The sequence below is a fragment of the Streptomyces sp. NPDC001219 genome (genome assembly GCF_053597915.1).
The window spans coordinates 1-20,956 of the sequence record NZ_JBSFJF010000057.1 but is presented as its reverse complement, the minus strand read 5'-3'; the positions used below and the strand labels follow the sequence as shown (position 1 = coordinate 20,956).

Here is a 20,956-nt window from a genome sequence, read left to right as displayed (position 1 = left end):
GTGTCTTCCGGGGGCGGGGCCAGCGCGACTTCGCCGCGGGCCTTCGAACTCCCGGGTCCGGAGGGCCCGTACCTCGATGTCCGTGCACAGCCAGTCGGCCGCCCAGGCCGCCTCACATGCAGCCGCCACCCCAGAGTTCCCGCGGCACGTCGTCACCGCCGTGATCGTCTCCCATGACGGTGCCCGCTGGCTGCCCGACGCGCTCACCGGCCTGCTCGGCCAGGAGCGCCCGGTGCAGAACGTCATCGGCGCCGACACCGGCAGCGCGGACCACTCCGCCCAGCTGCTCGCCGAGGCCATCGGGGACCAGCGGGTGCTGCACCTCGCCCGCCGCTCCGGATTCGGCACCGCCGTCGACGAGGCCGTCCGCACCGCCCCCGTGCTGACCCCCGACGACCTGCCGTATCTGCGCCGGCCCAGCGGCTGGGACCCGGTCTCCCGCACCTGGCGCGACGAGGCGTACGAGATGCCGGAGTTGCCGCACGGCGAACCGGTCCAGTGGCTGTGGCTGCTGCACGACGACTGCGCACCGGCCCCGGACGCGCTCGCCGAGCTGCTGCGGGTCGCCGACGCCAGCCCCTCCTCCGTCATCGTCGGCCCCAAGCTGCGCAGCTGGTACGACCGCCGGCAGCTGCTGGAGGCCGGCGTCAGCATCGCCCGCTCCGGCCGCCGCTGGACCGGCCTGGACCGCCGCGAACAGGACCAGGGCCAGCACGACCAGGTGCGCACGGTGCTGTCCGTCTCCACCGCCGGCATGCTCATCCGCCGTGACGTCTACGAGGAGTTGGGCGGCTTCGACCGCCGGCTGCCGCTGATGCGCGACGACGTCGACCTGTGCTGGCGCGCCCAGGCCGCCGGCCACCAGGTCCTGGTCGCGCCGGACGCCGTCCTGCGGCACGCCGAGGCCTCCGCCCGCGAACGCCGCCCCATCGACTGCGTCGGCCGCTCGGTCGCCAACCCGCACCGCGTCGACAAGGCCGGCGCCGTCTACACCCTGCTCGCCAACACCCGCGGCGCCACCCTCCCCTACGTCCTGCTGCGGCTGCTGATCGGCACCTTCCTGCGGGTGCTCGCCTACCTCGTCGGCAAGGTCCCGGGGCAGGCGCTCGACGAACTCGCCGGGCTCTTCGGCACCCTGCTGCGGCCCGGCAAGATCCTCGCCGCACGCAAACGCAGAGGCCGGCCCGCGGTCGAGGCGAACGAGCTGCGGCCGCTCTTCCCACCCCCCGGAGCGACCGTCCGGGCCACCGCCGAACAGGTCGCCGGCAACATCGCCGGGCGCGCCGCACCGGACGTCGCCTCGGCCGGCCGGCACGGCGCGGTGGAGTCCGGGCCCGGCGGGGACGACGCCGACTTCCTGGAGGTCGAGCAGTTCGCCCGGCTCAAGCGGATCGCCCGCAAACCGGCCCCGGTGCTCTTCCTCGTCCTGCTGCTGGTCTCGCTGGTCGCCTGCCGCGGACTGCTCGGCTCCGGCGCGCTGACCGGCGGCGCGATGCTGCCCGCACCCGGCAGCGTCTCCGACCTGTGGTCGGCGTACCTCGACAGCTGGCATGCGGTCGGTGTCGGCGGCAGCGCCTCCGCGCCCCCCTACCTGGCGATCGTCGCCCTGGTGTCGAGCCTCTTCCTCGGCTCCACCGGCTTCACCGTCACCCTGCTGCTGGTCTGCTCCGTCCCGCTCGCCGGGCTCACCGCCTACTTCGCCTCCCGCCCGCTGGTCGCCTCCCGGCTGCTGCGGGCCTGGGGCAGCATCGCCTACGCCTTCCTGCCCGCGGCCGCCGGCGCGCTCGCGGGCGGCCGGCTGGGCACCGCGGTGCTCGCCGTCCTGCTGCCCCTGATGGCCCGCGCGGGGATCGCCGCCGCCGGACTGCGGCTCCCGGCCGGGACCCGGCCCAGCTGGCGCGCCACCTGGGCGTACACCCTCCTGATCACCTTCACCATGGCCTTCACCCCGGTCGTCTGGCCGATCGCGGTGCTGCTCGGCATCGGGCTGCTGGTGCTGCGCCTCCTCGACGGCAGCCGCGACCAGATGCTCGCCTACGGGCTGCGCTTCCTGGTCGTGACCGTGGTGCCGTTCGTGGTGCTGGCGCCCTGGTCGCTGTCGTTGCTGAGCCGTCCGTCCGCCTTCTTCCAGGAGGCCGGGCTCGACTACGGCGCCGGCTCCGCCTCCGTCCTCGACCTCATCGGGCTCAGCCCCGGCGGTCCCAAGGCCGCCGGCGGGGTGCTGTTCCTCGGCATCGTCCTGGCGGCGCTCGCCGCGACACTGCGCGACGAGCGGCAGCGCGCGACCCGCATCGCCTGGGCGGTGGCGCTGGCCGGGCTGCTGCTCGCGGCGCTGGGCAACGGCTCCGGCTGGACCGGGCCCGCGATGCTCGTCTACGGCCTGGCGCTGCTGTGTGCCGCGGCGATCGGCGCCGAGGGCATCCGCACCCGGATGGCCAGCCTCGGCTTCGGCTGGAAGCAGCCGGTCGCCGTGCTGATCGCGCTGGCGTCCGTGCTCGCCCCGCTCTACGCCGCGGTCAGCTGGATGATCACCGGCGCCTCCGGTCCGCTGGAGCGGCGCACCCCGGAGCAGGTCCCGGCGTTCGTCGCCGAGGAGTCCGGCACCGCGGACCGGGCCCGCACCCTGGTCCTCGACGGCTCGCCCGGCCATGTCGGCTACACCCTCGTCCGCGGCTCCGGCGCCCGGCTCGGCGACGCCGACCTGGCCGCGGCCGCGGGTGAGGACAAGCGGCTCGCCGGCATCGTCGCCCACCTCGTGGCAGGCTCCGGCGCCGACCAGACCAACCAGCTCGGCGGCTACGCGGTCCGCTACGTCCTGGTCAGGGACGGTGCGCCGCGCGACATGGGCCGGGTGCTGGACGCGACCCCGGGCCTGACCCGGCTCAGCCAGGACGACGGCAGCGCCCTGTGGCGCGTCGACCGGCGGGTCTCACGGGTCTCGATCGTCCCGGGCGAGGCCAAGGACGGCACCAGCGCGGGCGAGGCCACCGCCCCCGTCGCCGTACCGGCCGGCCCCGTCGAGGCGCACACCAAGGTGCCCGCCGGCGACAGCGGCCGGGTGCTGCGCCTCGCGGACACCGCCGACGAGGGCTGGCAGGCCACCGTCAACGGCACCCCGCTCAAGCCGGTGACCGTCGACGGCTGGGCCCAGGGCTTCACGCTCCCCGCGGGCGGCGGCACCCTCGACCTCACCCACGAGAACCCCCTCGGCCACACCCTCTGGCTGTGGGCGCAGGGCCTGCTCGCGGTCACCCTGGTGGTGCTGGCGCTGCCGGGCCGCCGCCGGGAGATCGACGACGACCTTCCGGAGGACGCGGCCGCCGCGCAGGCCGCAGCGGCGTCCGGCGACGGCCGCCGGGCGCGGCGCCTGCGGGCCCAGGCCGAGGCGGCCGGCGCCCCCGAGCCCGGTGTCCCCGCCGCGCGCACCGGCGAGCCGCCGCACGACCAGGACGGTGTCCCGACGGCCGTACCGGCCCCCGGACAGGAGCCGGCGGCCCCCGGCGACCCGTATGCGGCGGTGCCGCAGCAGCCGTCCTACGAGGAGTGGCAGGCCGCCCAGCAGGGCGCACCGGACGGGACCGTGCCACCGGGCCACCCCGCCGCCCCGCAGCCCTTCGTGCCCGCCGATCCGTACCAGGACGGGCAGTACGGCCGGCCGTACCCGCCGGCCGACCCCTACCAGGCCGCCGACCCGTACGCGGACCCCTACCAGGCGGGCGCCTACGACCCGTACGGCTACGGGCAGCAGCAGTACGGCGACGGCGGGCCGCAGCACCAGCAGCCCTACGACGACGGCACCGAGTACCCGGGGTACTCCGGCTCCTACCCCGAGCCGCGCCGTGACGGGAGCGACCAGCAGTGAAGCGCACCATGATGTCCCTGATCGGCGTGGCCGTCGCGCTGGGCGCGGTCACCGGCGTCGGCGCCGTGGCCGCCCCCGACGGCGAGGGCCACGACGCCCCCCGCGCGGGCAGCCGCCTGCCCGTCCAGCGCTCCGCGCTGCTCTGCCCGGCCCCGACCTCCTCCGAGGTCGGCGAGACCGCCTACACCGCCTTCGCCCCCAAGGGCGCCGCTGCCGGTGCGGACGGCAAGAAGGGCACCGCCCAGCTGCTGCCCGCCGGGACCGTGCGGGACGCCGGCGACGGCACCGACGGCAAGGGGAAGAAGGGCAAGGGCAAGACCAGGGACAAGGGCGCCGCTGACCCCGCCGCCGGGCAGACCGTCGCCCCCCGCGACACCAAGCCCGTCGTGCCCCTCCAGGAGGCCGGCAAGCCGGTCACCACGACCACCGACAGCCCCGACGCCCCCGCCCTGGTGGGAGCAGCGGACGGCACCCTCGCGCCCGGCTGGACCGTGCAGCAGACCACCTCCGTCGCCGCCGGTGCGGGCCGCGGCCTCCTCGGGCTGAGCTGCACCACCCCCGACACCACGTTCTGGTTCCCCGGGGTCAGCACGGCCGGCGAACGCCAGGACTACGTCCACCTCACCAACCCCGACGCGACCCCGGCCGTCGTCGACCTCGAACTGCACGGCAAGGACGGGGCGTTGGACAGCTCGTCGGGTGAGGACATCCAGGTGCCGCCGCACACCACGGTCCCGGTGCTGCTGTCCACGCTCACCGGCAGCCCCACCACCAACGCCGCGCTGCACGTCGTCGCCCGGGAGGGCCGGGTCGGCGCCGCCGTCCAGGCGAGCGACGGCACGCTCGGCAGCGACTGGCTGCCGCCGGCCGCCGACCCGGCGCCGGGCCTGGTGCTGCCCGGCATCCCGAAGGACGCCACCTCCGTCCGGCTGGTGGCCCTCGCCCCCGGTGAGTCCGACGCCGACCTGAAGGTCCAACTGGCCACCCCCACCGGGCTGATCACGCCCGCCGGGCTGGAGACCCTGCACCTCAAGAGCGGGATGACCACCGCCGTGGACCTCAAGGACCTCACCAAGGGCGAGGCCGGCTCACTGGTGCTCACGCCCACCGACGGCGAGGCCAAGGCCCCGGTCACGGCCGCGCTGCGGGTCACCCGCGGCAAGGGCGCCAAGCAGGAGATGGCGTTCATCCCCGCGACCCGGCCGGTCGAGAAGCGCGCCACCGCCGCCGACAACCGCGACCGGGGCAGCACCCTCTCGCTGGTCGCGCCGCAGAAGGGCGAGGACGCGAAGGTGAAGGTCACCGCGTCGGCCGGCAGCGGCGGCGGCACCCCGGTCACCAGGACCTACACGGTCAAGGGCGGCACCGGCCTCGACGTCCGGCCGCCCCGCCCCCAGGGCCTGAAGGGGACCTACGCGCTGACCGTGGAGCCGGAGTCCGGCAGCGGCCCCGTCTACGCGGCCCGGATGCTCGCCCGCCCCCAGGGCGGGGTGCCCGCGTTCACCGTCCAGCCGCTGCCCGACGACCGCGGCTCGGTCCTCGTCCCGACCGCGGGCCAGGACCTGTCGGTGCTCACCAACTGACCGCGGACCCGTACCCAGGACCCGCGCGACGGTCTCACTCCTGGCCGTAGCGCGGGTCCACCGACTCCGGGGCCAGCCCCAGGAGTTCGGCGACCTGCTCGACCACCACCTCGTGGACCAGCAGCGCCCGCTCGTCGCGGCCCTTCGTGCGGATCTCCACCGGCCGCCGGTAGATCACGATCCGGTCGCGATGTCCGCCCGCGGCCGGCAGCATCCGGCCCAGCGGCACGGTCTCGGTGCCGGCGGCCGCGTCCGGCCCGTCGTCCGGGCCGGCACCGGGCACCTCCAGCACCAGGAAGTCGACCTGGGAGAGCTGCGGCCAGCGGCGCTCGAGCCGGTCCCGGGAGTCGTAGACGAGATCCACGAAGGCCTCGGCGCGGGTCACCGACAGCGGCACCTGGGGCGGCGCGATCGGGCCGCGCATGCCGCGGCCGTGGCGGTCGCGGCGCCGGAGCCGCGGCTCCGGCGGTCGGGAAGGTACGGGGCTGTCCATCAGGATCGAGCGTAGCCGTCAAGGACCCCCGGGAACCTGGGAGCGCGGCAAGACGGGGCATGTCGCCGGCTGACCGGAGCTGTCCGCGTTGTGTTCGTTTGCATCCCTGCATGAGATCGCAGATCGACACCGGAATGGCAGGAAATGCATCGAGTCGTGACGGGATTCCGCACCGCACGCCCTCCGGCCCGGCCCTGCCGGTCCAGGTCAGGTCGAGCGGGTGCAGGTCAGACGCATCGGACGAAGCGGGACGACACGGTTGGGTGAGCCGGGGGAGAGTCGTCGCGGCCCGCTCAAGAGTGCGGTACCGTCCAACGTCGTGAGCCCTGTACGTCGCTGTTCGCGCACTGCGTGCGGCCGCCCCGCCGTCGCAACGCTGACGTACGTCTATGCGGATTCGACCGCCGTGCTCGGACCGCTCGCCACCTACGCCGAACCGCACTGCTACGACCTGTGCGCCGAGCACTCCGAGCGGCTGACCGCGCCCCGCGGCTGGGAGGTCGTCCGCCTCGCCCTCGACTCCGGCCCGGCCCGCCCCAGCGGCGACGACCTCGAAGCCCTGGCGAACGCCGTACGCGAAGCCGCCCGCCCCCAGGAACGCGCCGCCGGCGACCCCCACGCCCCCGGCGGCCGCGACACCCACCCCATGGAGGTCGCCCGCCGCGGCCACCTCCGGGTGCTGCGCTCACCGGACTCCTGAGCGCCGCGGCCCGGCTCCCCGGCACCGCACCCGCCCGCATCCGGACAACCGCCCCGCCGCGGCGGCCCGTACCCGGGGATACCCGGCTCCCGCACAGCACCGCCCGGTAGGTTGGGAGGACATAGGGACTCTCCAGGAGGGCTTGCTGTGACTGATCTGTCGCAGATCGTGAAGGCGTATGACGTACGCGGTGTCGTCCCCGACCAGTGGGACGAGCCCCTGGCCGAGTTGTTCGGTGCGGCGTTCGCCGAGGTCACCGCGGCGGACGCGATCGTGATCGGACACGACATGCGGCCCTCCTCGCCCGGCCTGTCGCGGGCCTTCGCGCGCGGCGCCGCGGCCCGTGGCGCGGATGTCACCGAGATCGGTCTGTGCTCGACCGACGAGCTGTACTTCGCCAGCGGCGCCCTGGGGCTGCCGGGCGCGATGTTCACCGCCTCGCACAACCCGGCCCGGTACAACGGGATCAAGATGTGCCGGGCGGGTGCGGCGCCGGTCGGGCAGGACACCGGGCTGGCCGACATCCGGGCGCTGGTGGAGCGGTGGTCCGACGAGGGTGCCCCGGAGCCGGTCGCCGCCACCGGCGGCGTCACCCGGCGCGACGTCCTGGGCGACTACGCGGACCATCTGCGCGGCCTGGTCGACCTGAGCGGTATCCGTCCGCTGAAGGTCGTGGTGGACGCGGGCAACGGCATGGGCGGCCACACCGTGCCGACGGTCTTCGAGGGGCTGCCGCTCGAACTGGACGCGATGTACTTCGAGTTGGACGGCTCGTTCCCCAACCACGAGGCCAATCCGCTGGATGCGAAGAACATCGTCGACCTCCAGGCGCGGGTCCGGGAGACCGGCGCGGACCTCGGCCTCGCCTTCGACGGGGACGCGGACCGCTGTTTCGTCGTCGACGAGAACGGCGACCCGGTCTCCCCGTCCGCGATCACCGCCCTGGTCGCCGCGCGCGAGCTGGGCAAGCACCCCGGCGGCACGGTCATCCACAACCTGATCACCTCCTGGTCGGTGCCGGAGGTCGTCAAGGAGAGCGGCGGCACACCGGTGCGGACCCGTGTGGGGCACTCGTTCATCAAGGAGGAGATGGCGAGGACCGGCGCCATCTTCGGCGGCGAGCACTCCGCGCACTACTACTTCCGCGATTTCTGGAACGCCGACACCGGGATGCTCGCCGCGATGCACGTCCTGGCGGCCCTCGGCGGGCAGGACGGTCCGCTGTCGCGGCTGGTCGCGGAGTACGACCGGTACGCGGGCTCCGGCGAGATCAACAGCACCGTCGACGACCAGACGGGCCGGCTCGCCGCGATCAGGGCCGCCTACGAGGGCCGTGACGGCGTCACCCTCGACGAGCTGGACGGACTGACGGTCACCGGCGGTGACTGGTGGTTCAACGTCCGTGCCTCGAACACCGAGCCGCTGCTGCGGCTGAACGTCGAGGCCCGCGACGCCGCCACCACCGACCGGGTCCGCGACGAGGCCCTGGCGATCATCCGCGGCTGACCCGCCACCGAGGGGGCGGGCGGCGGCGCCGTCCCTGCCGCCCGCACCCCCGCGCACCACCCCGAATCCCCGCCGAGCAGGCCCCCGCACCCCGTACGGCGGTACGCTGGCCACGCCGCAACCGCCCCGAAGGAGCAGTCTCCATGCCGGTCGAAGCCAGCTTGATCCAGATCCTTGCCTGCCCGGCATGTCACGCCCCGCTCCAGGACCGGACCGGAGACTCCTCCGGCCCCGCCGCCGACCCCGAGCTGCGCTGCACCTCCGGCGACTGCGGCCTCGCCTACCCCGTCCGGGACGGCATCCCCGTACTCCTCGTCGACGAGGCCCGCCGCCCCGCCTGACCGGGCACCGCCGGTCCGCCCGGCACCGCCCGGCACACCCCCGCCCGACCCGGCGAATCGGAGGCCGCGCCCACCATGCTCGACGAGTCACTCCTCGACACCCCTGACGCGCTGGCCGGAGCCGACCGCTTCGGCCTGCTGCGCGGCGTCGCCGAATCCGGCGCCCGGGTCCGCACCGCCGCCCGCAGCGCCGCCGAGTCCGGCATCCCCGAGCTGACCCCCGACGGGCGGCCCCGCGCCGTCCTCGTCGCCGGCCCCGGCCCCGCCGCGGCCGGTGTGGCGGACCTCCTCAGGGCACTCGGCGGCGGCAACTGCCCCGTCACCCACATCCAGCCCACCGGCGTCGCCCCGCTGCCCGGCGCACTGCGCTGGACGCTCCCCGGCTGGGCCGGCCCCCTGGACCTGCTGCTGCTCCCCGGCCCGGACGCCGCCGACCCCGGCCTCGCCGAGCTGGTCGAGCAGGCGGCCCGCCGCGGCTGCGCCGTCGTCGCCGTCACCCCGGCCGGCGGCCCGCTCGCCGAAGCCGTCACCCAGGCCCGCGGCCTCGCCGTCCCCCTGGCGACCACCCCCTACGACGCCGAGTTCGACGTCGAGGGCGCCCCGCCCGCCGCCCCCGGCACCCTCTGGTCGGTACTCATCCCGCTGCTCGCGCTCGCCGACCGGATCGGCCTGCTCAAGGCCCCGCCCGAGGCACTGTCCGCACTCGCCGACCGCCTCGACCAGCTCGCCGAACGCTGCGGCCCGGCCATCCCCACCTACACCAACCCCGGCAAGACCCTGGCCGCCGACCTCGCCGACGCGCTCCCCCTGATCTGGACCGAAGGCACCGTCGCCGGCGCCGTCGGCCGGCATTTCGCCACCGAACTCGCCGGGCTGGCCGGCCGCCCCGCCCTCGCCGCCGAGCTGCCCGAAGCCCTCGGCACCCACCGCGCCCTGCTGGCCGGCGCCCTGGCCGCCGGCGCCGACCCGGACGACTTCTTCCGCGACCGCGTCGAGCAGCCCGCCGCACTGCACGCCAGGGTCGTGCTGCTGCGCGACGGCGAGCCCGGCCCGCTGTCCGCCACCCGCGCCGCCCAGGCCCTCGCCGAGGAGCGCGACACCGCCGTCAGCGAGCTGGAGGCCGACACCGGAAGCGACCTGGAGAAGGCCGCTGAGCTACTGGCCATCGTGGATTTCGCCGCCGTTTACCTGGCGCTCGCCGGGACCGAGTGACCTTTGACGGCCGGCCCGCGCCCGCGGGCCCGTAGCACCACAGCACGTCCCCCTGTCAGGAAGCAGCCGACCCATGGACCGCCTCGCCAACACCGTGCGCCCCTACGCCTGGGGCTCCGCCACCGCGCTCCCGGAGCTCCTGGGCACCGCGCCGACCGGCGAACCCCAGGCCGAGATGTGGATGGGCGCCCACCCCGGCGCCCCCTCCCGCATCGACCGCGGCACCGGCCCCGTCTCCCTGGCAGAGGTCATCGACGCCGCCCCCGAGACCGAACTGGGCGCCGACACCGTCCGCGCCTTCGGCCCCCGGCTGCCCTTCCTGCTCAAACTGCTCGCCGCCGGCTCCCCGCTCTCCCTCCAGGTCCACCCCGACCTGACGCAGGCCGCGGAGGGCTTCGCCGACGAGGAGCGGCGCGGCGTCCCGATCGACGCCGGGCACCGCAACTACAAGGACGCCAACCACAAGCCCGAACTCATCGTCGCGCTCACCCCCTTCGACGGCCTGTGCGGCTTCCGCCACCCGGCGCAGACCGCGGACCTCCTGGAGGGCCTCGGCGTCGACGACCTCAAGCCCTACGTCGACATCCTGCGCGCCAGCCCCGAGGAGGACGCGCTGCGCGAGGTGCTCACCGCCGTCCTCGGTGCCGAGCACCACGCCATCGCCGGGACCGTCGAGCACACCGCCGTCGCCGCCGGCCGGCTGGCCGCCGAGGGCGGCCCGCACGCCGACGCCTACGCCACCTGCGCCGGCCTCGCCCACCACTACCCGGGCGACCCCGGCGTCCTCGCCGCCATGCTGCTCAACCACGTCCGGCTCCAGCCCGGCGAGGCCCTGTTCCTCGGCGCCGGCATCCCGCACGCCTACCTCAGCGGCCTCGGCGTCGAGCTGATGGCCAACTCCGACAACGTGCTGCGCTGCGGCCTGACCCCCAAGCACGTGGACGTGCCGGAGCTGCTGCGGGTGGTCCGCTTCGAGGCCGGCGACGCGGGCGTGCTGCGCCCCGAGGAAACCGACGGCGAGGAGGTCTACGAGACCCCCATCGACGAGTTCCGCCTCTCCCGCCTCGTACCGGCCCCCGGCGCCGCACCGCACCCGCTCGCGTCCCGTACGCCGCAGATCCTGCTGTGCACGGCGGGCACCGTCGAACTGCGGGACGCGGAGGCCGGGACCGCGGCCGGGACCGGCGGGGCCGGGCTGACCCTGGCGCCCGGCGAGTCCGCCTTCGTACCGGCCGGCGAGCGGATCACGGTCTCCGGAGACGGCACGCTGTTCCGCGCGACGGTGGTGGCCTGAGCCGGAGCGGCCGGTGGCCGGAAAGCCCGTCCGGCCGTCCGGAAACCGTCCGCCAGGTGGCCTCCTGGCAGACGCCCGGCGCGGGGCTGCAACAATGACCGCCGCACGGCATTAAAGGCTCGGTAAAGCGGTGGAGCACCGTCGACGGAAGGGACTTGCGGCACCTATGAGCGCATCAGGCGGGACAAAGGCGATCGTTGCGGCGCTGGGCGCCAACCTGGCGATCGCCGCAGCGAAGTTTGTGGCCTTCGCCTTCAGCGGCTCGTCATCGATGCTGGCCGAAGGCGTGCACTCGGTCGCCGACTCCGGCAACCAGGGCCTGCTGCTGCTCGGCGGCAAGAAGGCCAAGCGCGCGGCGACCGCCGAGCACCCCTTCGGTTACGGCCGCGAGCGCTACATCTACGGCTTCCTGGTCTCCATCGTCCTGTTCACCATCGGCGGCGTCTTCGCGCTCTACGAGGGCTACGAGAAGGTCCACGACCCGCACCCGCTGGAGGACTGGTACTGGCCGATCGGCGTCCTGATCTTCGCGATCATCGCCGAGGGCTTCTCCTTCCGTACGGCCATCAAGGAGTCCAACGAGCTGCGCGGCAAGCAGACCTGGGCCCAGTTCGTGCGCCGCGCCAAGGCCCCCGAGCTGCCGGTCGTGCTGCTGGAGGACTTCGGCGCCCTGGTCGGTCTGGTCCTCGCGCTGGGCGGCGTCGGCCTGACCCTCGCCACCGGCGACGGCATCTGGGACGGCATCGGCACCATGTGCATCGGCGCGCTGCTGGTGCTGATCGCCCTGGTCCTGGCCGCGGAGACCAAGTCGCTGCTGCTGGGCGAGGCGGCCGGCCCCGAGCAGATCGCCAAGATCCGCGCGGCGCTCGTCGACGGCGACGTCGTCACCCGCGTCATCCACATGCGCACCCTCCACCTCGGCCCCGACGAGCTGCTGGTCGCCGCCAAGATCGCGGTACAGCACGACGACACCGCCACCGAGATCGCCCACGCCATCAACGCCGCCGAGGCCCGCATCCGCGAGGCCGTACCGATCGCCCGGGTCATCTACCTGGAGCCGGACATCTACAACGAGGCAGCCGCCGCGGCGGGCACCGACCTGTCGAAGACGCCGGGCGAGTAACAGAGCGCAGGGACGGGGGCGGCTCGGGCCGAGCCGCCGGGAGCGGCCTCGCAGGCCCGTCTGCCCCCACCACCATCACCACAGAGCGCCGCAAGGCCCCCACACTCCTGAGGAGTGCGGGGGCCTTCGCTGTTCCGAGCAGTGGTGTGGGGGCCTCTGCCGTGTTTGCCATGAGCGGGTGAGCGGGGGGCTTTGGTCGTACGCCCTACGAGGGCGGGGGCTTCGGTTGCACTCACTGCGAGGGCGAGGGCTTTGGCCTTCCTCACCGTGACCGGGGTCTTCGCGGTACTTCCTGTGAGCGGGGAGTCCTTCGCAGGACTCCCCGCGACCACGGGGGCCTTCGCCGCACTTCCTATGAGCGCGGGGGCTGGCCATACTCCCCACGAGTGCGAGGGCTTTGCTCTACTCCCGACCGGGGTCTTCGCGGTACTTCCTGCGAGTGGGGAGCCCCTCGCAGTACCCCCCCCCGCGACCACAGGGCCCTTCGCCGCCTTTCCTACGAGTGTGAGCGCCTTCGCCGCACGCTCTACGAGCGCGAGGGCCCTCGCCGTCCTCCCAACAGGAGCGAGGGACCCCCGCCGCACGCCCCGGCTCTCTCCAAGCCTCTCGGCCCGCCCGCCGGCCAACCCCGCGGCCCACCACGGGAATGCCGCCCCGCCCCCGCGACGTTGTCGGCCCCAAGGGGGCCCACGCCACCCCTACGGGATGCGTTCGCCCCCGCCCTACTGGACCTCCCCGAGAACCCGCAGAATCGCCGCCTCGTCCTCCGCGTCCTGCAACCGGGCCCGGAAGTCCGCGTCCGTCAACTTCCGTGACAGCAGCGCCAGGATGCGCAGATGCTCGTCCCCGGCCGCCGCCTCCGGCACCGAGATCATGAAGAGCAGCTTGGCGCGTGTGCCGTCGAGCGAACCCCAGTCGATACCGTCCGCCGACCGCGCGAACCCGACGACCGGAGCGGTCACCGCGTCCGTCTTGGCGTGCGGGATGGCGATCTCCTCACCGAGCCCGGTCGTGCCCTGCTCCTCACGGGCCAGCGCCACCCGGACCAGCTCGTCGACGTCCGCCACCTTTCCCGTGCCGGCCACCAGCTCGGCCATCTCCCGTATCGCCGCCTCCTTCTCGTCGGCGTCGAGCTGCGTCCTGACGGTCTGCCCGGTGAGATAGCCGGAGAGCACCTCGGCGCCGTGTCCCGTGCCGAGGTCGTCCCCGCCGTTACCGGCATCCTCGTCGCTACCGACGCCCTCGCCGCCGGTGACCTCGCCCACCGCGACGGCGGTGCCCACAACCGAGCCCGCCGCCTCCTGCGCCGAACCAGCGCCGGCCACCGGAGCGCCAACCGCACCGGCCGGCCTCGAATCCGCACCCACCGGCCCCGAATCCGCCCCCGCCGGATCTGAATCCACCGCCGCGCGAACCGCATCCACCGCCGGGGAATCCGAACCCACCGCCGCAGCAACGGAATCCACCCCCGCCCCCGCACCCGTACGCGACGCCACCCCAGCACCGCCAACGGCTCCAGCACCGCCAACCGCTCCAGCACCGTCAACGGCTCCGGCACTCCCGGCCACCACCGTCTCCGCGCCAGTAGCCACAATCGCCGCCGAATCCCCACCGACGACAACCCTGGCACCCGCCCCGAGTCCGCCAACGGCATCAGCCGCCACCCGCACCCCGACCTTCCGCCGCTCCGCCACATCCACCAGCGCCACCGTGGCCAGCGCCGTGACCACCGAGCCGGCCACCACGGCGAGGAAGAACGCCGGCACCCCGCCGACCGCACCCAGCACCGCCACGATCGGCCCGCCGTGCGGCACCGCATCCGTGACACCGGTCATCCCGGCGAGAGCGCCGGCCACCGCGCCACCGAGCATGTTCGCCGGGATCACCTGCGCGGGCCGCGCCGCGGCGAACGGAATCGCGCCCTCCGATATCCCGAAGAGCCCCATGAACAGCGCGGCCATGCCCGTCTCCCGCTCCTGCTCGGAGTAGAGGCGGCGACGGACCAGCGTGGCCAGCCCCTGGCCGAGCGGCATCACCGGGATCGCCGCGGCACACATGCCCATCACGGTCTGGTTGCCGGACGCGATCAGCCCCGCGCCGAACAGGAACGCGGTCTTGTTGACCGGCCCGCCCATATCGAACGCGATCATGAGGCCGAGGAGCGCGCCGAGCAGAATCGCACTGGACCCGGTCATTCCGCCGAGCCAGCCGGTGAGGTGGGTGAACACCCAGGAGATGGGCCTGCCGATCACGTAGATGAAGAACAGCCCGAGCGCCGTCGTCGACACGATCGGGATCACGATGATCGGCATGATCGGCCGGGCGAACTTCGGTACCTCGACCTTCTTGATCCACTGCACCAGATAGCCGGCCAGGAAGCCGGTGACGATCGCCCCGATGAAGCCCGCACCCGCCTTCGAGTCGTACAGCGAGCCCGTGTTGGCTATCCAGCCGCCGATCATGCCCGGCACCAGTGCGGGCCGGTCGCCGATCGCATACGCGATATAGCCGGACAGCACCGGCACCATCAGCGTGAACCCGATGACGCCGACGTCGTTGACGTGCTTCCAGAACGAACCGTCGGGGATCACCAGACCGCCGTCGGCCTGCGGATGCCCGCCCAGCGCCAGCGAGACCGCGATCAGCAGACCGCCGACCACCACGAACGGGATCGTGTAACTGACGCCGTTCATCAGCGCCTTGTACGTGACGCTGCGCTCCTTGCCGCCGCCGGCACCCCCGGCAGCCGGCGCCGCGCCGGTACCACCCGCTCCGGCTCCGGCGCCCTCCTCGCCCCCGTAAACCGGCGCGTTCCGCACCCGCTCCATCAGCTGCTCGGGGTGGCGGATGCCCTCGGCGACCCCGACCGCCAGGACCCGCTTGCCGACGAACCGGCTGCGGTCGACGTCCTTGTCCGCGGCGATGATGACCGCGTCCGCATCCCTGACATCGTTGTCAGACAGTTCATTCTCAGCCCCGATGGAGCCCTGCGTCTCCACCTTTATCTCGTGCCCGAGGGACCGGGCCGCCTGGGCCAGCTTCTCCGCGGCCATGTACGTGTGGGCGATCCCGGTCGGACAGGCGGTCACTGCGAGCAGCTTCAGCCCCCGCCCGCTCGTCCCCGCGCCCTTGAGGGGCTCAGCTGGACTGGTGGTCACGTGGCTCTCCTTAGGAACGTGCGCGCGGTCGTGCCAGTGGTTCCGCGCTCCAGGCATCCTGCATGACGGCGCAGCGCCCGCAAACCCCCTGCGGCACCCGGTCCGCGGCAGCCGGAACTCCGGCCGCGGACCCACCGGAACCCCGTATTCACCGGCGGTCCCCGCGTCTTTTCTTGGCCGGGACGGCACCGGACCGGCCCCTCCGGGCTGGGGTTCACCGGGCCGATCGGTGTAGATTCGTGACCAGTGCCAGACGTCGCTGCTGATGGCGGTCGGGCGGTCCGTACCGCGGACCGGCCGAGGGAGAGAGGGCCTCCGACGGACTGCGCTGCGGCCAGGGGGAGAGGTGCGTCCGCTTCCGCGTACGCTCGAACTTCCCCCGTGGTAGCTGGGGGACCCCAGCCCGCGCCGCAGACTGCCCGCCCATCCACCTCGACGCTCGAGGAGCAGCCCGCATGACGACAGCAGCCACCGGCCAGGACTTCAAGGTCGCCGACCTGTCCCTCGCCGCTTTCGGCCGCAAGGAGATCACCCTCGCCGAGCACGAGATGCCCGGTCTGATGGCGATCCGCAAGGAGTACTCCGCCGCCCAGCCGCTGGCCGGTGCCCGCATCACCGGTTCCCTGCACATGACCGTGCAGACCGCGGTCCTGATCGAGACCCTGGCCGCCCTGGGCGCCGAGGTCCGCTGGGCCTCCTGCAACATCTTCTCCACCCAGGACCACGCCGCCGCGGCCATCGCGGTGGGCCCGAACGGCACGCCCGACGCGCCCCAGGGCATCCCGGTCTTCGCCTGGAAGGGCGAGTCCCTGGAGGAGTACTGGTGGTGCACGGAGCAGGCGCTGACCTGGCCCAACTCGCCCACCGGCGGCCCGAACATGATCCTCGACGACGGCGGCGACGCCACCCTCCTGGTCCACAAGGGCGTCGAGTACGAGAAGGCCGGCAAGGTCCCCGCGATCGAGACCGCGGAGAGCGACGAGCACCGCGCCATCCTGGAGCTGCTCACCCGCACGCTGGCGGAGTCCCCGCAGAAGTGGACGAACCTGGCGTCCGAGATCCGCGGTGTCACCGAGGAGACCACCACCGGCGTGCACCGTCTCTACGAGATGCACCGCGACGGCGACCTGCTCTTCCCGGCGATCAACGTGAACGACGCCGTGACCAAGTCGAAGTTCGACAACAAGTACGGCTGCCGCCACTCCCTGATCGACGGCATCAACCGCGCCACCGACGTCCTCATCGGCGGCAAGACCGCCGTGGTCTGCGGCTACGGCGACGTCGGCAAGGGCTGCGCCGAGTCGCTGCGCGGCCAGGGCGCCCGCGTCATCGTCACCGAGGTCGACCCGATCTGTGCCCTTCAGGCGGCGATGGACGGCTACCAGGTCACCACCCTGGAGGAGGTCGTCGAGACCGCCGACATCTTCATCACCACCACGGGCAACAAGGACATCATCATGGCGTCCGACATGGCCCGGATGAAGCACCAGGCGATCGTCGGCAACATCGGCCACTTCGACAACGAGATCGACATGGCCGGTCTGGCCCAGCTCGACGGCATCGTCAAGGACGAGGTCAAGCCGCAGGTGCACACCTGGACCCACCCGGACGGCAAGGTCCTGATCGTGCTGTCCGAGGGCCGTCTGCTCAACCTGGGCAACGCCACCGGCCACCCCTCCTTCGTGATGTCCAACTCGTTCGCGGACCAGACGCTGGCCCAGATCGAGCTGTTCACCAAGCCCGAGGAGTACCCGACCGACGTCTACGTGCTCCCCAAGCACCTCGACGAGAAGGTCGCCCGGCTCCACCTCGACGCCCTCGGCGTCAAGCTCACCGAGCTGCGCCCCGAGCAGGCCGCCTACATCGGCGTCGAGGTCGAGGGCCCGTACAAGCCCGACCACTACCGCTACTGATCCGGCGGCGGTCACCGGCCGGTCAGCTCCCCTGATCGCCCGGTGACCGGCCCCAGCAGCCGGTGACACCAGGCCCTCGCCCCTCACGGCGGGGGCCTGGCCCGTAAGGTCCCCGTACCGAACCGCCATCCCCGACTCACCGGCCCGCGTCGCCGGCCGAAGGACTGCACCCCCATGCCCCGCGGCCACTACTCCCTCCACGACCCGCACGATCACACCCCCCTCGGTGAAGAGCACTTCCACTGCGCCACCGGCCCCTCCGGCTGGCGCTACGTCTCCCAGATCGTCAACCCCTCCGGCGACCACACCGGCTCCGTCGACCTCACCCTCGACGAACTCGGCCGCCCCCTCCGCCTCGAACTGCACGCCTCCGCCTGGCAGGTCCGCGGCGCCGCCCTGGAGGGCGTCACCTGGGTACGCACCGACCCGACCGGTGAACACGCCACCGAAGGCAACGTCCCCGCCCACGCCTTCACCGGCGCGTCCCCCGCGTTCCTCATCGCCACCGCCCGCCTGCTGCGCCCCGCCCTCGGCGCCGGCGCCGTTCGCACCCGCCTCGTCGCCTTCACACCCCCCGTCCTCGCCCCCCGCACGCTCGACCAGTCCTGGGCCCTGCTGAAAAGCACACCACACGCCACTGACAACGCCCCGCTCATGGCCGACGAATACCAGGTCAACGACCTGGAGACCGGCGAACAGCACACCGTTCACATCGCCGGCGACGTGGTCCTCGCCGCCCCCGGCATCGAACTCGAATCCCTCGAGTCCCCACCGTCGACCTTCTCCTGAACCACGGCCTCTGCTCCGCCGGCCATCCCCTCCCGCGCGCAGCGCCAGAGAGCCACACCGAACGGGCCGGAGGCCGTGCAGTCACCCCGACGACGCACGGCACACACCAGCTGAGCATCGGCCCACCCACCGCGTCCCGGCCACTCCGGCACAACCTCTTGGCAGCCGGCTGCGGTCACCCCCTGACTCGACCGAGCCCTACGTACGCCTCAGGAGCGGCGGCCCCACCGCAACCCCGGCCAGGCACCTGCCTCTACGCGCTCACCACTGCCCGGCGCGGAAGCGGACAGCGGCCCCATCGCCACGCGGCCGACACCCCAGCCGGCACACCTGGCCACGCCCCTCACCGGCCGCCTGACACCGGCCCCCTCACACCGGCGGCGCAAACCCCGTACGGGACGGCGGCCGCTCGCTTCCGCCGGCCCTCTGATCACCGGCACGCCCCCGCCCCGGCGCCCCCGCGAGCCCAACACCATCACCACGCATCACTCCGTCACCGGCCGCCGTCCCTGAAGCCCCCGCGCCACCCCCGGGCGGAGCCCAACCCACGCCCCCCGTCGGCGTCACACCCCCACCCCCGGATGCCACGACCTCCCCCGCCGCCTCCACGGGCGCGGCCGACGCCCACGGCCCACCGGCCCAACCACCGCTCTCACCGGGCGCACTGTCTCCCGCCCCCACAGCAGCCGCCCCGACGGCCTCCGACGTCCCGCCAAGACCTGCCGGCCCGCCACCCGCCGACACCGACGCCCCGAACGCCCGCCGCGACTCCCGCGCCTGCCGTTCCCCGGCCACCGCCGCCAGATAGGCCGCCGGATGCACCCCCGCAGGCGCCGGCACCCCGGTGAACCCGCGCAAGTCCTCCGCCAGCTGCTCCGCCATCGCCGCGCCGACCTGCGGGTCCAGCTGTCCCCGCCGCGTCAGGTACTGCCGCACCGTCAGCCACCACCCATCGGACACCCGCGAAAGGTCCAGCGCCCCGAGCTCCGCGACCAGCCACGGCGGCGGTGGCGGCAGCGCCGTCCCGGCCTCCGCCACGGGCATCCGCTCCCGTATGACCAGCGTCCCCGCGAAAACATCACCCAGCCGACGCCCCCGCGCCGACACCAACGAGGCGATGGCCGCCACGACCCCCATGGTCATCACGATCTCGATGGTCCCAATGGCCCCGCGCACCAGCGCATGCCGGAACCGGATCGGCCCACCGTCCTCCCGGACGACCCGCAGCCCGCAGAGCAGCTTTCCCAGCGACCGCCCCTGGCTCAGCGTCTCGACGACGATCGGTATCCCGACCTGCACCAGCACGAACGTCGCCACCGACACGGCCGCCATCGCCGCGCTGTCCATGGACGAGGTCGCGCCCACCAGCATCAGCGAGATGCCGATGTAGATCACCCAGGCCACGGCCACATCGACCGCCACCGCCAGCCCCCTGCTCGGCAGCCTGGCCGGCCGCAGCCCGAGCACCACCGCTTCGCCCGTGACGAGTTCCCTCACGTCGCGCCCCACTCCCTCTCGATCCCCGAACTCCCGCCCACCCCACGCCGGACACGGCCAGTCTGCCAAGCTGACCCGGCACTCACCCACGGCGCTGCGAGGAGCGACATACATGGACCTCGATGTCTTCGTCACGGCTCACGGCGCCGAATGGGACCGGCTCGAATCACTGCTGCGCCGCAAGCGCCGCCTCACGGGAGCCGAGGCCGACGAACTGGTCGCCCTCTACCAGCGCACCACCACCCACCTCTCCCTCCTCCTCTCCAGCGCCCCCGACCCAGCGCTGACCAGCCGACTTACCTCCCTCGTGGCCCGCGCCCGCAGTACGGTCACCGGTGCCCGCAAGGCCTCCTGGCGCGACACCGCCCGCTTCTTCACCACGGCCTTCCCGGCAGCCGTCTACCGACTGCGCCACTGGTGGATACCCACCGCGATCCTCTCCACCGCGATCGCCGCCCTCATGGGCTGGTGGATAGCCGCACACCCCGAGGTCCAGGCAGCCATCGGCGCCCCGGAGGACCTGCGCGCCATGACCCGCCCCGGGGGCCAGTACGAGACCTACTACTCCAGCCACCCGGCCGCGTCCTTCGCCGCCCAGGTATGGACGAACAACGCCCAGGCCGTCGCCCTGTGCCTCGTCTTCGGCGCCTTCGCCGGCCTTCCCGTCCTGTGGGTCCTCTTCCAGAACATGCTCAACCTCGGCGTGGGCATCGGCCTGATGTCCTCAGCGGGCCGCCTCGACACCTTCCTCGGCCTGATCCTTCCGCACGGACTCCTGGAACTGACCGCCGTATTCGTCGCTGCCGGCATCGGCCTCCGCCTGGGCTGGACCCTCATCGACCCCGGACCGCGCACCCGCCGTACGGCCCTCGCGGAAGAAGGCCGCTCCGCCCTCGGCGTCGCCATCGGACTCGCCGCCGTCCTCTTCGTATCCGGCGCCCTCGAAGGCTTCGTCACCCCTTCCGGCCTCCCCACCTGGGCCCGCATCGGCATCGGCATAGCCGCCGAGCTGGGCTTCCTCCTGTACGTCTACGTCCTGGGCGGCCGCGCCGTACGGGCCGGAGCCACCGGCGACGTCGACCTCACCGACCGCGAAGCCGTTCTGCCGACCGCCGCGTGATGTGCATCCAGCCCTGCTGGCCTGCTAATCTTCCCTTCGCCCCAGAAGCCTGTTGACACAGGCGTCAGGGGGAGGTAGATTCGAACGGTTGCAACGAACTGGACAAGTTCATCCGCAACGAGTTAGTCTCTTCTCCGCTTCGGCTGGAACTTCAATTCGGCGAAGCGCAACCGACCACTTACCGGAAGCCCCGGCCCGTTAATTCGGCCGAACTCCTTCTGATAAAGTCGGAAAAGCCAAAAGGCAACCCCCTTCCGACGGGGAATCGGAAACGAATTCGGACCGGCAACGGAACGAAATCGGATCTGCTAGAGTCGGAAAGGCCGAAAAGCGAAAGCGAAGCGGCCGACCCCGCTCCGACAGGG

At 73.3% G+C, this 20,956-nt stretch carries 14 protein-coding genes; 11 read left to right on the top strand and 3 right to left on the bottom strand.

Going from position 1 to position 20,956, the window contains the following annotated elements; all coding sequences use genetic code 11:
• Window positions 1–76: 76 nt before the first annotated feature.
• Window positions 77–3,862, top strand: coding sequence for a glycosyltransferase (locus tag ACWC9R_RS28610; protein WP_450735811.1), 3,786 nt, complete (start codon window positions 77–79; stop codon window positions 3,860–3,862).
• Window positions 3,859–5,445 carry a DUF5719 family protein gene (locus tag ACWC9R_RS28605; protein ID WP_450735809.1) on the top strand — a complete coding sequence of 529 codons (1,587 nt, stop codon included), beginning with the start codon at window positions 3,859–3,861 and terminating at the stop codon, window positions 5,443–5,445. The genes ACWC9R_RS28610 and ACWC9R_RS28605 overlap by 4 nt, the downstream gene beginning before the upstream one ends.
• A gap of 34 nt (window positions 5,446–5,479) precedes the next feature.
• On the opposite strand, the gene ACWC9R_RS28600 is transcribed toward ACWC9R_RS28605, so the two are convergent.
• Entirely contained in the window at window positions 5,480–5,938 is a 459-nt protein-coding gene (locus ACWC9R_RS28600; RefSeq protein WP_450735807.1) for a metallopeptidase family protein, read from the bottom strand.
• Between the two features lie 259 nt (window positions 5,939–6,197).
• Between ACWC9R_RS28600 and ACWC9R_RS28595 the strand changes: the two genes are divergently transcribed.
• From ACWC9R_RS28595 to ACWC9R_RS28570, 6 genes are all read left to right on the top strand, one after another.
• A complete protein-coding gene (locus tag ACWC9R_RS28595; RefSeq protein WP_450735805.1) occupies window positions 6,198–6,638 on the top strand; it encodes a DUF3499 domain-containing protein in 441 nt (146 codons plus the stop codon).
• A gap of 147 nt (window positions 6,639–6,785) precedes the next feature.
• Entirely contained in the window at window positions 6,786–8,144 is a 1,359-nt protein-coding gene (locus ACWC9R_RS28590; protein WP_450735803.1) for a phosphomannomutase/phosphoglucomutase, read from the top strand.
• A 143-nt stretch (window positions 8,145–8,287) separates the two neighbouring features.
• Window positions 8,288–8,485, top strand: coding sequence for a Trm112 family protein (locus ACWC9R_RS28585; protein WP_362610386.1), 198 nt, complete (start codon window positions 8,288–8,290; stop codon window positions 8,483–8,485).
• Between the two features lie 75 nt (window positions 8,486–8,560).
• On the top strand, window positions 8,561–9,697 hold the full coding sequence (locus tag ACWC9R_RS28580) for an SIS domain-containing protein (protein WP_450735801.1): 1,137 nt from the start codon (window positions 8,561–8,563) through the stop codon (window positions 9,695–9,697).
• 73 nt (window positions 9,698–9,770) lie between these two features.
• Window positions 9,771–10,991, top strand: a complete 1,221-nt coding sequence (manA, locus tag ACWC9R_RS28575; RefSeq protein WP_450735799.1) for a mannose-6-phosphate isomerase, class I — start codon at window positions 9,771–9,773, stop codon at window positions 10,989–10,991.
• A gap of 166 nt (window positions 10,992–11,157) precedes the next feature.
• Window positions 11,158–12,114: a cation diffusion facilitator family transporter gene (locus ACWC9R_RS28570; RefSeq protein ID WP_450735798.1), complete on the top strand. Its 957-nt coding sequence runs from the start codon at window positions 11,158–11,160 to the stop codon at window positions 12,112–12,114.
• Window positions 12,115–12,836: 722 nt separating this feature from the next.
• On the opposite strand, the gene ACWC9R_RS28565 is transcribed toward ACWC9R_RS28570, so the two are convergent.
• Entirely contained in the window at window positions 12,837–15,203 is a 2,367-nt protein-coding gene (locus ACWC9R_RS28565; protein ID WP_450735847.1) for a fructose-specific PTS transporter subunit EIIC, read from the bottom strand.
• Between the two features lie 524 nt (window positions 15,204–15,727).
• Between ACWC9R_RS28565 and ahcY the strand changes: the two genes are divergently transcribed.
• Window positions 15,728–17,185, top strand: coding sequence for an adenosylhomocysteinase (gene ahcY, locus ACWC9R_RS28560; RefSeq protein ID WP_450735796.1), 1,458 nt, complete (start codon window positions 15,728–15,730; stop codon window positions 17,183–17,185).
• A 174-nt stretch (window positions 17,186–17,359) separates the two neighbouring features.
• Complete coding sequence (locus ACWC9R_RS28555; RefSeq protein ID WP_450735794.1) at window positions 17,360–17,974, top strand: hypothetical protein; 615 nt, start codon at window positions 17,360–17,362, stop codon at window positions 17,972–17,974.
• 369 nt (window positions 17,975–18,343) lie between these two features.
• Here the strand turns inward: ACWC9R_RS28555 and ACWC9R_RS28550 are convergent, their stop codons facing one another.
• The gene (locus tag ACWC9R_RS28550) at window positions 18,344–19,471 is read right to left on the bottom strand and encodes an RDD family protein (protein WP_450735792.1); all 1,128 of its coding nucleotides are present in this window, start codon (window positions 19,469–19,471) and stop codon (window positions 18,344–18,346) included.
• Between the two features lie 112 nt (window positions 19,472–19,583).
• Here ACWC9R_RS28550 and ACWC9R_RS28545 point away from each other — a divergent pair, with 112 nt between their 5' ends.
• Window positions 19,584–20,591: a stage II sporulation protein M gene (locus ACWC9R_RS28545; protein ID WP_450735791.1), complete on the top strand. Its 1,008-nt coding sequence runs from the start codon at window positions 19,584–19,586 to the stop codon at window positions 20,589–20,591.
• The last annotated feature ends 365 nt before the right edge of the window (window positions 20,592–20,956 follow it).